The sequence below is a fragment of the Ruania rhizosphaerae genome, assembly GCF_009805705.1.
Lineage (GTDB): Bacteria > Actinomycetota > Actinomycetes > Actinomycetales > Beutenbergiaceae > Ruania > Ruania rhizosphaerae.
The window spans coordinates 249,049-263,906 of the sequence record NZ_VSMB01000005.1 but is presented as its reverse complement, the minus strand read 5'-3'; the positions used below and the strand labels follow the sequence as shown (position 1 = coordinate 263,906).

At 67.9% G+C, this 14,858-nt stretch carries 11 protein-coding genes; 6 read left to right on the top strand and 5 right to left on the bottom strand.

Annotated elements, in window-relative coordinates:
- Positions 1-87 precede the first annotated feature (87 nt).
- The 5 genes from FV560_RS09985 to FV560_RS09965 form a co-directional block, all read right to left on the bottom strand.
- The gene (locus FV560_RS09985; protein ID WP_159621376.1) at positions 88-1,164 is read right to left on the bottom strand and encodes a hypothetical protein; all 1,077 of its coding nucleotides are present in this window, start codon (positions 1,162-1,164) and stop codon (positions 88-90) included.
- Positions 1,164-1,886, bottom strand: coding sequence for a polysaccharide deacetylase family protein (locus tag FV560_RS09980; RefSeq protein ID WP_159621375.1), 723 nt, complete (start codon positions 1,884-1,886; stop codon positions 1,164-1,166). The genes FV560_RS09985 and FV560_RS09980 overlap by 1 nt, the downstream gene beginning before the upstream one ends.
- 97 nt (positions 1,887-1,983) lie before the next feature.
- On the bottom strand, positions 1,984-5,322 hold the full coding sequence (locus FV560_RS09975) for a DOMON domain-containing protein (protein ID WP_159621374.1): 3,339 nt from the start codon (positions 5,320-5,322) through the stop codon (positions 1,984-1,986).
- Between the two features lie 268 nt (positions 5,323-5,590).
- Positions 5,591-6,610: a PDDEXK nuclease domain-containing protein gene (locus FV560_RS09970; protein ID WP_159621373.1), complete on the bottom strand. Its 1,020-nt coding sequence runs from the start codon at positions 6,608-6,610 to the stop codon at positions 5,591-5,593.
- Positions 6,611-6,698: 88 nt separating this feature from the next.
- The gene (locus FV560_RS09965) at positions 6,699-7,697 is read right to left on the bottom strand and encodes a LacI family DNA-binding transcriptional regulator (protein ID WP_159621372.1); all 999 of its coding nucleotides are present in this window, start codon (positions 7,695-7,697) and stop codon (positions 6,699-6,701) included.
- A gap of 303 nt (positions 7,698-8,000) precedes the next feature.
- Between FV560_RS09965 and FV560_RS09960 the strand changes: the two genes are divergently transcribed.
- From FV560_RS09960 to dgoD, 6 genes are all read left to right on the top strand, one after another.
- Positions 8,001-9,398 carry an extracellular solute-binding protein gene (locus FV560_RS09960; RefSeq protein ID WP_159621371.1) on the top strand — a complete coding sequence of 466 codons (1,398 nt, stop codon included), beginning with the start codon at positions 8,001-8,003 and terminating at the stop codon, positions 9,396-9,398.
- Between the two features lie 72 nt (positions 9,399-9,470).
- Complete coding sequence (locus FV560_RS09955) at positions 9,471-10,472, top strand: carbohydrate ABC transporter permease (protein ID WP_235020043.1); 1,002 nt, start codon at positions 9,471-9,473, stop codon at positions 10,470-10,472.
- Entirely contained in the window at positions 10,469-11,401 is a 933-nt protein-coding gene (locus FV560_RS09950) for a carbohydrate ABC transporter permease (protein WP_159621370.1), read from the top strand. Before FV560_RS09955 ends, FV560_RS09950 begins: the two co-directional genes overlap by 4 nt.
- A complete protein-coding gene (locus FV560_RS09945; RefSeq protein WP_159621369.1) occupies positions 11,398-12,345 on the top strand; it encodes an NAD-dependent epimerase/dehydratase family protein in 948 nt (315 codons plus the stop codon). Before FV560_RS09950 ends, FV560_RS09945 begins: the two co-directional genes overlap by 4 nt.
- 16 nt (positions 12,346-12,361) lie before the next feature.
- Complete coding sequence (locus FV560_RS09940; protein ID WP_159621368.1) at positions 12,362-13,636, top strand: enolase C-terminal domain-like protein; 1,275 nt, start codon at positions 12,362-12,364, stop codon at positions 13,634-13,636.
- A complete protein-coding gene (gene dgoD / locus FV560_RS09935; protein ID WP_235020042.1) occupies positions 13,633-14,838 on the top strand; it encodes a galactonate dehydratase in 1,206 nt (401 codons plus the stop codon). The genes FV560_RS09940 and dgoD overlap by 4 nt, the downstream gene beginning before the upstream one ends.
- Positions 14,839-14,858 lie beyond the last annotated feature (20 nt).

Below are 14,858 nucleotides of genomic sequence, written 5' to 3'. Positions count from 1 at the left end.
AGCCATCACGACCTCCCACGATCACCACTTGTCGCAACGACCGTATGAATCCACCGCCGATCCACGACACCCAGGCCGCCCTCGTGGTCACGAGGAAGCAGCCGGCACCGCAACGCTCCCCACCGACCGTCCCACCGTCCCGTCCGCTGCCCGTTCCACGGCGTTGTACAGCACGGCCGCACCGTCCGGCGTGAAGCAGGGGTGCGGGTGGAAGGGGTGATCACGCACCTGCGTCCGAGCGAGCTCGGTGCGCACCCCGGTGGCACGATCGATGTGGACCACGGAGCTCTGCCCGTCGGCACCGGCCCATCCTCGCCCCGGAGACCCATCGAGACCCGTGGTGTCAACCACCACGGCCCGGCCATCACGGCTGATACCGCAGTGCCAGTCACGCACGGCCCGCGAGACCAGCACCGGTGCGCGCCCGTCAGCGTGCACCAGGTAGACACCGCGGGGACCGACGGGACTGTCACCGTAGGCGACCACCACGGCCGCGGCGTCGTGGAATACCCACCGTTCATGGCCGAGCCACACGTGCCCACCAGCGCGCCCATCAGGGTCGGCGAGCCGAAACTGATCGACGACATTCACGCCGCCGGGAGCCGCTGTGGCATGCCACGCCCACACGCGATCGGACACGCTCCCGGCGGGCCCCTCGTGGGAGTAGGCAACCCAGGCCTCGTCGTGCGGGCAGTAATGGGCGTGATTGGCGTACCACCCATGGCTCACCACCAGCCGGGACCGGCCGGTCCCGCGTTCGATCTCAAGGATCTCGCTCACTCCCGCACGGCGCCGGACGATCAGCACCCTGGCGCCGTCACGCGAGATGCTGCACAGCCCGTCCAACTCCCACCCCGGCGGCACCTCGTACGCGACGTCCACAGCTGTGCCATGCAGGTCCCGGGCGATCACGCGCCCACCCCACGAGCTCACCAGGACCTCGGCGTCCAGCGCGACATCGAACCAGAGCACCGCCCCGGAACCCACCTGCGGAAACCACTCCGGACCGATCAGCGCCTCGCTCGCGCCACCGTGCAGGTCCACTCCGGCGATCCACGGCTGCGACCCGTAGACCCCGAGCGCGACACATCGACCACCGCCGTAGAAGCCGTTCGCGTGCGGGTAGGTGAGGTAGGAGTTCCGGGGGCCCACTGTCGACGCCATCACCGCACACCTGCGCCCATGCCGCTGACCGGGGCGTCGAGCTCGTCGAAGCCGCACATCTGGAGCCCGTACGACGCCGCTTCCTCGAGCACCTGTACGAGCCGCTCCGGGTGCACGTGATGGTGCTCGCTGCGTTCGGCGATGTCGTGGGCGTACAGCACCAGCACGCCACCGTCGTCAGCCAGGGTGCGTAGCAATGCCGAGAGAACGCCTGCATCGTCGAGATGGGAGGAGGTCCCACGCCCGGTATCCCAGCCGCGGGCCGGCAGCACCCGCCGGGAAGGAACTTCCGCCGCGATGGCCCTCCGCGCGCTGGCCAGGTCGAGGCCACGCTCCCCGCCGCCCCGGAGCCGGTCGAACGTGCCCAGCAACGTGTGATCGCTGACGGCGTCCCGTCGGCTGTTCGGGTAGGCGAAGGTTTGCGCACGGGCACCCAGGGCGCGGAGCGCCTGCACGCTCGGGTCGATCTCGCGCCGCAGGTACTCCGGCGCTCCCCAGGCAGCGATCGTCTCGTCGGCGTTGCGGTGGCGCGCGCCGTGCGAGCCGACAGTGTGCCCTGCCCCCAGCAGCCGGCGGAGGCCGGCCTGCTCGCGCTCGTCGAGCAGGTCGGCCTCCACCACGAAGAACGTCACCCGGGCGCCGGCGGTCTCGAACGCTGGCAATGCCCGCACCCAGTTGCCGATGTTCCGGTCATCGAAGGTGAGCAGCAACCGTGCAGTCATGGTCTCCCCCTGGTCTGCAGAGGCCGACGGCGGAAGGTGAGTTCCGCCGTCGGCCTCCTTCTCATGTGTCCGGCTCGAGCGGCCAGGCCACCATCGGTCAGGCGGAACCGTCCAGCCCGACGATCTGCACCGTGCGGAACTTGCTCGGATCCTTCGGCGCGCCACCGACACCGCTGCCCCACTCGATGTACCCGGAGCGGGCATCGGCGCCGACCACGTCACCGTCGGCGTCGTTGACCAGGAACGACAGACCCCACACGCCCGCAGGCGGACCGTCATAGCCAAGAGAAGCCCACGGGATCGTCAGGTCGTAGGTGGTGGTGTCGGCTGCCTCGTCGCGAACGATGTCCGCCTCGGCACCCGGAGTGAGACCGGCACTCTGCCCGGCCGGCGGGGCGAAGGTGTACACGATCGGCCCGTCGTCGTACAACGAGGCAGCGATCTCCACCCGTTCACCGCCCAGCACCGTGGGGAAGAGATCGTAGGTGTTGAACTGGATGGAATCGACCTGCCAGCTCAGCGCCGGGTCGGATCGGTCGGCCAGGTGCACATCGTCAGTGATCGTCGCGTGCATCACCAGCGCGTCGGCGGTAGCCGTGAACCGCAGATCACCGCCGAGGTCCGCCGCGCCGTCGCGGGTGCCACCCCGGATCGAGCGCCACTGGCCGATGTCGTTCAGGTCGATCTGATCCAGCGTGGGCGCATCGGCGGGCTCGACAGGCGAGAAGCTCACCGCACCCTCATCCGTCTTCACCTGACCCGATGCCAGGATGGTCACGGTGTAGGACTGGTTGGTGAACACACGCGGGTCAGCGACCGGTATCGATACCGTTCCGGATTCACCGGCGGGCACGGGGGCCACATCGGTCTCGATACCTGCCGCACCACCCACGGACCAGTCGATCTCCTCGATCGGAAGGGCCGCCGTCGTGGAGTTGTTCGCGATGGTGACGTCCAGCGCGTACTCCAAGCCAGCGTCAGTAGAGGCGATACGGGGCCGCACCGACACCTCGAAGGGTTCGATCACCTCGGTGGTGGCGCGCACCCGGGTGCCGGCATGCTGCGTCCACGGCCGACCACGATCGCGTGCGCTGACGATGTCGACGGTGATCTCGCGCTCGCCGAGCAGCGCGGTGGCCGGAACAGTGAGCGTGGCCTGCGCGCCTGGACGGACCTGCGCCTCCTGCTCGACACCGTCGATGCTGACCACCACGCTCGGCGGCAGCGGACCGGGACGGTCGAAGGACACCGTGACCGGCACCTCGTTGCCCTGCACCACCTGGGCAGGAATCTCCACCTGAACCGGGGCGCTCGCCGAGGCGATCTGCACCTCACCACCGACGAACACCGGGGAGCCGGTGAGCTCGAGGGTGTAGTCCCCGGCGCCGATCTGCTGCTCCTGGCCGAACTGGTCGGTCAGGGTGAACCCGTCGGCGGAGGTGACGGTGACGTAGTCGCTGCCGGTGCTCCACATGACGCGGTTGGTGCGCTCCCCGTCGGTGTAGGGGAAGGAGTAGGCGGAGTCGGAGCCGAGGTCGTCTCGGTCGCCTTGCTCGAGCCCGAGGGTCTGCCGGATCAGCGTGGCGTGCGAGACGAATCCGGGCTTGGGGGTGATGCCGTGCACGGCACCGTACTCGTAGCCCTCCACGCTGGGGCACACCCACTGGTGACAGGAGGTGGCATCCGCGCGGTTGATGAGCCCGAAGTTGTTCTCACGCTCGTCGGGGCTGAAGCCGTCGTCGTAGAGGTCGTACCAGATGTGCTCGTCCACGCCGGCAGCCTGGGCGAGTACCAGGGCGCGGATCGCCTGGTCGGCCTGCTGCGCCTGGGTGGATCCGGCGGTGTGGGTGGGGTGTCCGTTCTCGGTGACCCGGATCGGCATGTCCGGCGCCTCCGCACGCACCATCTGCACCAGTTGCGGCAGGTTCTCGATCAGATCCGTGCCCTCTTCGGGCGGCGTGCCCGGACCGTTCTCGGCGTACCCGTAGTAGTTCACGCCGTAGGTGTCGATGAGGTCAAGACCGCCTTGGTCGATGAAGCCCTCGGCCCATTCGAGTTGCACGCCAGCGGTCACCGGAGCGATCACGTTCGCCTCGGGATCGGCGCCATGGATGGCGGCTGAGGTGGGCTCGAGGACCTCCAGGTAGCAGGCGGGGGTGAGCCCGCAGGAGCCGTTGTTGAACCCGGAGGAGTTGTACTCGTTGAGGATGCCCACGTCGTGGGTGATGCCGTTCGAGGAGTAGTACTCGGCCGTGGCGCCGGCGTAGGCGGCGAAGGCGGCGATCGCCTCGTCGCTGGCGGGGGTGCGGCCGTCGTCGTAGAGCGAGTGGGTCAGGCCGGCGTTCCACATCGTGTCGATGCCCCGGCTGTTGAGCTCAGTGGTGACGCGCACCCCTTCTGACTCAAAGCCGTACACGCCCAGTTCGCTCTCGACCTCTCCCCAGGTGGTCTCCATCCGGCCGATGCCGTATCCGGCGAGCTCCATCGCGTCGGTCAACGCCTCGGTCTCGGCATCCGGCTGCCAGCCGCGGTGGAACTGGGCGCCGAAGGTCGCCTCGTCGCCGTCCCAGCCCTCGGGTGGAGCCTCGAGAACGGCCAGGGAGGCGTGCCGGGTGACGGGTTCGCCGTTGATCGTGGCGGTCACGTCGATCGTGTAATACCCCACACCGAGGTGGTTCAGGTCGATCGAGGCGTCACCGCCCGTCACCGCGGTCGCCCCGGTCTCCAGGGCGACACCCTGGGAGTCGTTCAGCTGCCAGGTGACCTCCTCGGCCGGGGTGGCCACCTCGATCGCAGCCTCGCCCGTACCGAAGATCGTGGAGGGGCTCATGATCGCCAGCGACTCCAGGGCGGCGAGCGGGGCGTCGGTGAAGGTGACCTCCACACCGGAGAAGCAGACCGGCGGCATGCTGCCTTGAGCGGCCTTGACGTTGAGGCGGAAGTCGTAGCCGTTGGAGCGGTTCGCGAAGTTGATGTTATTCAGTTCGAAGGACGTCGTGCGCCAGGTGTGGGTGTCGGTGAGCTGCTGGTTGCGAGAGCCGGTCCACGGGTTGGACTTCGAGTCGTAGTGGATGTCGAACCCGCCGGTGCCGACGTCGTAGTAGTCGACGGTGATGACCGCCCGGGTCGCGTCCTCGGGGATCACCTCATCGGCCACGTCCACATAGGCGTAGCGCACGTAAGGGTCGTTCTGCATCTGCCAGCACTGCACGCCATCCACCGTGGTGCTCACTGCTGCTGGATCGGTTTCCCGATCACCAGGCCGCACACGGTCGACCCCAGTGAGCTCGGGCGACGCTGTGAAGTTGACCGTCGCATCGGGAGCGATCGCGTGGGCGGTCGGTGCCACTGACCCCAGAGATAGGGCCACTGTGGCCGCCAGAGTGGCGGTGGTCAGGCCCGCGATCGCGGGCCGGGTTCGTCCTCGAGGACGCATGGTATCTCCTACATTCGACGTCACTGTCTCGAGTTTGCGAGAAAGCGCTTTCGCACACTCTTGATGGTGACGATAGCGCCCCACGGACCACGCGCACAAGGCCAGCAGCCGCGGGGGCAGTGGCCGCTGAGACGTCCGGGCACCCTGGCGTCGGCTCTCATCGAGCACGACGGCGGAGCACCGGCTGCTCCGGCAGGTCACCGGGCCTACAGGTCACTGGGCCGCCGTGGCGCCCTGCGATGTGTGGCCGGTCGCGGGTGCGGCGACCCTACGGGCGCAAACCATCTCGAAACGCCGACACCAGTGCGCGCTCGTCCGGGAGGCCCTCCCGGTCCTCCTGGGAAAGTTCGTACCGGCTCACGGCAATGGGCTGGTTGGTTCCCGCCAGGGAATAGCGCACCACGGTGTCGCTCTTGTCGGCGACCATGAGAATACCCACCGTGGGGAGGTGTTTCTCCGGCAGTCGTAGCCGGTCATCGATCACGGAGACATAGAAGCCCAGCTGGCTCGTGTGCCCTGGTGCGAACCGCTCGGTCTTGAGCTCGATCACCACGTAGCGCAGTTGTTCGACATGGAAGAACACCAGATCCGCATAGAAGTCCGAACCATCCACCTCGAAGTGGACCTGCCGGCCCACGAAGGCGAAGCCATGACCCAGCTCTCGCAATGTGTCCACGATGCGCGAGGTGAGGCGATCCTCGAGCTGTCGCTCGCTGATACCACTATCGACCGAGAGGAAGTCGAGAGTGTACGGATCCTTCGTCAACTGCTGCGCCAGGTCCGAGTCGGGCGAATCCAGCGCCGAAGAGAAGTTCGTCGGCGCTGCTCCTGCTCGCTCATGCAGACGCGTCGAGATCTGCGCCGCCAGGACTGGCCGCGACCACCCGTGATGAAGATCCTTCGCCGCATACCAGTCACGCAGTTCCTGGGAATCGAGCTTGTCGAGCAACTCGATGACATGGCCCCATGGCAATTGTCCAACGGACCGTTGGACAATTGCATCCTCCATCGGCCACGCCTCGGCAAGACGACGCATGTAGAAGAGGTTCGCACGCGAGAAGCCCTTCATCGCGGGGAACTCGGCACGAAGGTCAGCAGCCAACTGCTCGAGCACCTTCGCACCCCACCCATGCTCTGCCTGACGGTCGAGGATCGTCCGCCCGATGCGCCACCACAGCTGCAGGAGCTCGGTGTTGGCTCTGCGCTGCACCCGCAGGCGCGCACCATCAACCTCACGCTTGAGCTGGTCGAGTGTGGCCGCGTAGTCGTCCGGCACCAGTGACGTCATGGGGGCCGAGCGTACGGATCCCCGCCAACACGTGCGGCGTGGTGATCTGAACCTGTGGATATCCGGATATCCACTGCTGGTCCGTGCCTCAGGCGACGGAACTCGCCCCGACCACCAGACTCACCGGAAGCCGGTGAATCCCCGGATCGTTGCGCCCCTCAACCACATACTCCGCAGCCGCGGCACCGACAGCGGCGAGCTGCGGGTCCACCGTGGTCAGGTGGCTCCGACGCCGCGCGACCACACCTTCCCAGTTGTCCACGCCGACGATCGCCACGTCATCCGGGACGGAGAACCCGCGCGCGAGCAGCACCTTCTCGGCCGCCTCGGCGATCACGTCGTTGGCACAGAAGAGTCCGTCGAAATCGACGCCGTCCTCGAGCAGGCGCAGCACGGCCTGCTCGCCCCACTCGGCCTTCCAGTCCCCTCCGCTGGTCCGCTCCCCGGCCACCTGCACCCCGGCGGCGGCCATCGCCTCATGGAAGCCACGCGTGCGCTCCGTGGCAGGGGCATTGATGTCCACACCGATGTGGGCGATCTTGCGACGCCCGATCTCCAGCAGGTGCTCGGCCGCAACGCGCCCGATCATCTCCCCATCCGGCATGAAGATCGCATCGCCACTGTCGTCCGTGCTGGCAAAGGCATAGGCCACCGGCACCGAGAAGTCCTGGGTGACCGACCGCAGCACATGCTCCGGCCCCTCACCCAGGATGAGCAGCCCGTCGATCCGGCGGGCGAGAAGCTTGCGGACGTTCGCATTCAAGGTGGCAATGTCGAAGTGGGCGTCGTAATGCAGCGCCGCCTGCTCGTGCCGCCCCAGGAAACTCGTCGCCCCCACCAAGATCGGCCCGGACCAGGTACCGACGGCGTTCTGCGTGAGCAACCCGACCGTGCGACTGCGTCCCAGCGCGAAGGACTGCGCGAGCGCGTTGGGGCGGAAGTCAAGCCGCTCAGCCGTCTCGACCACCCGCAGCCGCGTCACCTCACCGATTCGGCCGCCGCCGTTGAGCGCCTTGGACGCTGTGGACAACGACACACCGGCCGCGGCGGCGACATCGCTGAGCGTCACGTTCTTCCGAGCTGCCATGACGCCATGCTAGCGACTACCGGGTATCCGGTTTCGCAGTAGCGCCATCCTGCGGGCCTCATGACGCATGAGCCTCACGACGGCGGCACACCCCTGCCTCGCTTACCGCACCAGGAATACCTCGATGCGATCACGAACCCTCCGACAACTTGACAGCCGCCTCCCCTCTCCGCATACTCATGCGAAAGCGCTTTCTCATCGTCAGTTCCCGGACGGGTGCCACCGAGCAACACGCGGCTGAGGCACCGACGGCGAAGCCGACATGATTCATGAGCGCACCCCCACCTGAGAGAGGTTTCAACGATGAGGCTGTCCCGACGCTGTGTCGCCACCGCGGCACTGGGCACCACCATGGCGCTGGCGCTCGGCGCCTGCGCCGGCACCGATCCGGAAAGCGAGGGCGACCCCGCCGACGTCGACACCGACGCGCCGGTCACCATCACAGTCGGCAACCTGGCTCCGACCGAGAACCCCGAGTCCCGCGAGAACCTGCTCGCCATGGTCGAGGAGTTCGAGGCCGATCATCCGAACATCACGGTCGAGCCGGAGGAGACCACCTGGTCCTCCGACACCTTCATCCCGATGCTGCAGGGTGGGACGCTACCGACCACGCTGGAGATCCCGTTCACCGAGATCCAGGCCCTCATCGGCAGGGGCCAGGTCTACGACCTCACCGACCTCGTGGCAGGCAGTGAGGCGCTCTCCCAGCTCGACCCCTCGATTCTGGCCACCGTGCAGGATTCCGACGGCAACATCTACGGCGTGCCCTACCAGGCCTACACGATGGGATTGGTCTATCACCGCGGGCTGTTCACCGAAGCCGGGCTCGACCCGGACAGCCCGCCGACCACGTGGGAGGAGGTCCGCGAAGCCGCACAGCAGATCACCGAGAACACCGACGCCACAGGTTTCGCCACCATGACCACCGACAACACCGGCGGATGGACGCTGTCCACCCTCTCCTACGCCTTCGGTGGCGCCATGGAGGAGGTGGACGATGACGGAAACGCCAACGCCATCTTCGCAGACACCGGCGCCACTGCCGAGGCGCTGGAGTTCTACCGCACCCTGCGCTGGGAAGACGAGTCCATGGGGGCCAACTTCCTCATGAACCAGGACGACATCATGAACGACCTCGGTGCCGGTCAGCTGGCAATGACGGTCAACGGTGCCGACTCCTACGGCAACCTGGTGGTCAACCGCGGGCTGGCACCGGAGGACTTCGGCGTGGCCGGACTGCCCCAGTCCGAGGATGCGCTCGGCACGCTCGCCGGTGGAGCCATCGCCATGGTCAGCCCGAATGCCACTCCCGAGGAGGCTGCGGCAGCGCTGGAGTGGATCGAGTTCGTGAAGTTCCAGCGGTACCTGAACGAGGACGCCGCCGTGGAGTTCGCCTCCAGCCGCGCAGCCGACGATCTGCCCGTCTACCCGCCGCTGCTGCCCGTGCTCGGCGGTGAGGTGGAGGAGCAGTACACCGAGTGGATCGCCGAGTACATCAACGCGCCGGTCGAGCAGTTCGAGCCCTACACCTCCACGATCGCCGACATCCCGCTGGTACCGGAGCCCCCGGTCAAGGCCCAGGAGCTGTACGCCACCCTCGACGCCGTCGTGCAGGCTGTACTCACCGAGGAGGATGCGGATATCGACACCTTGCTCTCGGAGGCGCAGACCAGCGTCCAGCAGCAGATCGACGCCGGCTGATCGCCGGGTGGAGGCTGGGCGAAGCACGCCCAGCCTCCACCGTTGCCCCTCATTGACGAGAAGGTTCCCCTCATGTCCGACCTGACGGCCCACGCCACTTCACGCGGGCGTTCCGCCACGACCACCCCCGACGGCGCCGCTTCACCTCGCGGGATGTCCGGCACCCGCGGGCTGACTCGCCGGCGCTCGCGCACCCCGATCACCTGGGTGCGCCGTGGCGGGCTCAGCACGCTGGTGTTCATGCTCCCGCTGCTCATCGCATTCGGATTCTTCTCGTGGTGGCCGATCCTGCGCTCGGTGATGATGAGCCTGCAGCGCACCAATTTCGTCGGAGCCGCCGAGTGGATCGGCTGGACCAACTTCATCAACGTCTTCAACGATCCACTGCTGGCCACCGCCGTGTGGAACACCACGCAGTACACGTTGGTCTCGGTGCTGATCGGATTCCCGGTCCCGATCCTGCTGGCGATTTTCATCGGCGAACTGCGCCGGTCCCGGCCGGTGGCGAGCGTCCTGGTTTACCTGCCGGTGATCATCCCCCCGGTGGTGGCCGTGCTGCTGTGGAAGCAGTTCTACGCACCCGATGCGAACGGCCTGTTCAACCAGGTGCTCGGCTGGTTCGGTGCAGGACCTCTCGGCTGGATCAACGACGTTGACCTCGTGATCCCGGCGATCATCGTCCAGGCCACCTGGGCCGGGTTCGGCGGCACCACGATCATCTACCTGGCTGCACTGCGCTCGGTGCAGACCGAGCTGTACGAGGCAGCCGAGATGGACGGCGCAAAGATCTGGCGGCGCTTCTGGCACATCACCCTCCCGCAGATGCGCGGCGTCATGCTCATCATGTTGCTGCTGCAGCTGATCGGGGTGTTCCAGATCTTCGCCGAGCCCTACATCATGACCGGCGGCGGGCCCGCCAACCGCAGCGTCTCGGTACTGATGCTGATCTACCGCTACGCCTTCATCCAGGGCGACTACGGCAAGGCCACCGCGCTCAGCCTGCTCCTCGCCCTGGCTCTCTGCCTGCTCTCGGCCCTGTATCTGTGGGCCACCCGGCGTTGGAGCCAGACATGACCACCACCAGCACTTTCCGAGCGCGCCGCCGCGCCGACGCCGCCGCGTTCGCCTCCGAGCGCTCGATCCTCTCGGTGCACGACCGCAAGCAACCCGGTGTGCGGGTCGGATTGACTCTCCTGTCCATCCTGGTGGTGGGCACCCTGGTGCTGATCTCGGCCGGCCCCCTGCTCTGGCTGTTCAAGTCGGCCGTCTCCAGCACACAAGACATCCTGCGCGAGCCGTTCGGGCTGTGGCCCAGCGGCATCCAGTGGGGCAACCTGTACGACGCATGGACGCGCATCGAGTTCGGCAAGTACCTGGGCAACACGGTGTGGATCGCCGTCGGGTCCTGGTTCTTCGGGCTGCTGGTCGCCACCACCGGCGGCTACGCGCTCAGCGTGCTCCGGCCTCGCTACGGCAAGGTCGTCTCCGCACTGGTGCTGGCCACCTTGTTCATCCCGGGGGTGATCAGCCTCGTCTCGCTCTATCTGACGGTGCTGGACGTGCCATTAGTCGGGGTCAACCTGTTGAACACCTTCTGGGCGGTGTGGCTGCCCTCGGCCGCAAACGCCTTCAACGTGCTGATCATGCGCCGGATGTTCGACGCCCTCCCCCATGAATTGTTCGAGGCCGCGAAGATCGACGGCGCCGGACCGTTCCGCATCTTCGCCTTCCTGGTGCTGCCGATGTCGACGCCGATCATCGGAGTGGTCTCCCTGCTCACGATCGTGCAGGCATGGAAGGAGTTCCTCTGGCCACTGCTGGTGCTACCGGACGCGGACAAGCAGCCGCTCTCGGTGGCGCTGCCCCGGTTGCAGGAGACCGCCGAGACCTCGCTGATGATGGCCGGGATGTTCATCTCCGTGATCATCCCAGTGGCCTTGTTCCTGCTGTTCCAGAAACAGTTCCTCCGCGGTGCCGGCCAGGCGGGAGCGCTCAAGGGATGAGTACGAATCCGCCGACGGCGGCCCTCGCCTCGCCGCCTCGGCACGTCTTGGTCACGGGTGCGGCAGGCCTGATCGGCCGCGCCGTGCTCCGGCACCTGCGCGCCTGCGGGATCCGATCGACAGCCCTGACTCTGACCGATCCCGGTGACCTCGATGCTCTCGGCGCCGATCGCGTGGTGATCGGCGACGCCACCGACCCGACCGCCGTGGCTGACAGCCTCACCGAGGTGGACGCGGTGATCCACCTGGCGGCGATCCCCGCGCCGTCTCTGGCGAGCGGTCCTGAGGTGTTCGGGATGAACACCCGCGCCACCTACACCGTGCTGGATCTGGCCGGTCAGGCCGGGGTGCGGAGTATCTCGATCGCCAGCAGCATCAACGCCCTGGGAATCCGGTTCAGTCCCAATCCGGCGGCCGCCCCCGTCTATCTGCCACTGGACTCCGACGCACCGACGATCGCAGCCGACAGCTACTCCCATTCCAAGTGGGTCGACGAGGCCACCGCCACCGCCCTGGCACGTCGGCACGGCTTCGACGTCGTCTGCCTGCGCCTGCCACTGGTGGGCGGGCTCGGCCACGTGCCCGAGCTGGACGACCGGCTCCTCGCCGATGCCGGCCGGATCGCCCGGGACCCCTCCCTGGGAGCCCCGGACCTGTGGCTCTACCTGGAGACGCGGGACGCCGCGGCGGCGATGGCGGACGCCCTCTCACCTCGTTTCCACGGCGCGCACGTGGTGCACGTGGCCGCGCCCCAGACGAGCGCCCCCTACCCCACCGAAGACCTGCTGAACAGATACTGGCCAGGGGTGGGACGCCGTCGGGAATTTCCTGGCCGGACCGCACCGGTGGACCTGACGGCCGCGACCAAACTGTTCGGATTCGCGCCCCAGCACCTGCTGCCCTCCGACCTGCGCCTTCTCCCCGACCCGATCGCAACCCCCTGACCTGTTGAGGATACTGATGTCTGACAGTCCTGCCCCTGCCTTTCCGACGGTCCTGCCCCCGTGGGAGCCCTCCGGCGACGTCCGCATCACCGGGGTGCGTTGCATCGTCACCGCACCGGAGGGGATGCCGGTCGTGGTGGTGCGTGTGGACACCACTGAACCCGGTCTGTACGGGCTCGGCTGCGCCACCTTCACCCAGCGGTACGCCGCCGTCGTGGAGTACGTCGAACAACACCTGGCCCGTCTGCTGATCGGTCGCGATCCGGGCGATATCGAGGACATCGGCCGCTCGGCACACCTGAGTGCGTACTGGCGAAACGGCCCCGTGGCGAACAACGCCCTCTCTGGGATCGATATGGCCCTGTGGGACATCCTCGGCAAACAGGCCGGGATGCCGGTCTACCGGCTGCTCGGCGGCCGGGTCCGCACCGCCGTGCCCACCTACACCCACGCCTCCGGCGCCACGATCGAGGAAACACTGGCCAAAGCCCGCGAGTTCATGGGCGCCGGCTGGCAGCATGTGCGCCTCCAGGTGGGTCAGCGTGGCATCGGAACCTACGGCGCGCCCGGCGTCGCGGGCGGATACCCCCGGGCTGCCAACCCGGACGGGTGGTCGGTGACCGACTATCTCGCCAGCACCCCGGAGCTGTTCGCCCGCGCCCGGGCCGAACTGGGCAAGGAGGTGAACCTGCTGCACGATGTCCACTCCCGGCTGACGCCGAAGCAGGCCGTCATCCTGGCCCGCTCGCTGGAGCCATACCGGTTGTTCTTCCTCGAGGACGTCCTCGCCCCGGAGTACTTCGACCATCTGCCCGCGGTGCGCGCCGCCTCACCGGTGCCGATCGCCGTCGGGGAGCTGTGCACGTCGCTTACCGAGGCGGCGCGCCTGGTGACCGGTGGCGGGGTGGATCTGATCCGCTGCCACATCAGCGCCATCGGCGGGTTCACGGCCGCCCGCAAGCTCGCCACACTCGCCGAGCTGCACGGGGTGCAGACCGCCTGGCACTCCCCCGCCGACGTTTCCCCGATCGGTGCCGCGGCGAATCTGGCGATCGACGTAACGAGCCCGGCATTCGGAATCCAGGAGTGCCATGTCTACCCCGAGGCGGTGCACGAGATCTTCCCCGGAACCCCGCGAGTGGAGGACGGCTACCTGCGACCGAACGAGGCGCCGGGGTGGGGTATCGAACTCGATGAGAAGGCTGCGGCTGCCTTCCCTCCTGTCCTCTCCCGCCACGATGAATGGGCGCTCGGGGTACGCGGGACCGACGGGGCACTGTTCGCGCCATGAGCACCGGGTACTCCATGCCAGCCGCTGATCCCGCCACAACAGCGCGGATGGGCGAGGCCGATCTCCGCATCACGGCGGTCGAGACCTTCCGGATCTCCGACCGGTTCCTGCTCGTCAAAGTCAGCTCCGACGCCGGGATCGCCGGCTGGGGCGAGCCGATCCTGGAGTCCCGGGCCGAGACTGTCGAAGCGGCCGTACGTGAGCTGGCTGACCTGCTGATCGGCGAACCCGTGCAGATCGGGCGGCTGTGGCAGCGGATGCACAAGTCGGGCTTCTACCGGGGCGGCCCGATCCTGGGCTCGGCGGTGGCCGGCCTGGACCAGGCGCTGTGGGACGTGCTCGGCAAGGCCTTGGGGGTGCCGGTGCACGTACTGCTCGGCGGTCCGGTGCGCGACGTGCTGCCGCTGTACGCGCCCGCGAACGGGGCCGACGATGCCGCCCTGGTCGACCGCGCGCAGGAACTCGTCGACGCCGGCTACCGGATGGTGAAGACCGCACCGGAGGGCCCGCGCGACTTCCTCGAGACACCGGCGCGGCTGCACGCCACAATGCGCCGGTGGGAGCGGCTCGCCGAGGCAATCGGCCCGGACCGGACGTTCGCGATCGACTTCCATGGCCGGGTCAGCGCCGCGGATTCGCGGGTGCTGCTGGCCGAGCTGGAGCCGCTGCGGCCGGCGTTCGTGGAGGAGCCGCTGCCTCCGGAGTTCCAGGGTGAGCTGAGAGCGCTCACGGCGGCCACTACGGTGCCGATCGCCACCGGGGAGCGTCTCTACGACCGGTGGGAGGCGGCCGGTGTGATCGACTCCGGGGTGCGGGTCCTGCAGCCGGATCTCTCGCACTGCTTCGGGATCTCAGAGGCGATGCGTATCGCCGCGGTCGCCTCACTGCGCAATATCGCCCTGGCGCCGCACTGTGCCACCGGCCCGGTGGCCTTCGCTGCCTGCGCCCAGCTCGGCTTCGCCGTCCAGGAGGTCATGGTGCAGGAGTGCCATCTGGAGCTGCACGACCCTGGTGCCGGGACTTTGGCCCGGTTCGTGGACCCGGCCTCGTTCACGGTTCGCGACGGCGCCCTGGTGCGGCCGAGCGCACCCGGTCTCGGTATCACCGTGGACGAGGATGCGGTGCGTGCCGCGGCCGCCGACCCGCAACGGCACCGGTCGCCGGTGTGGCAGCGCACGGACGGCAGTTACGCGGAATGGTGAGGATCCCCGTGATCGATGAG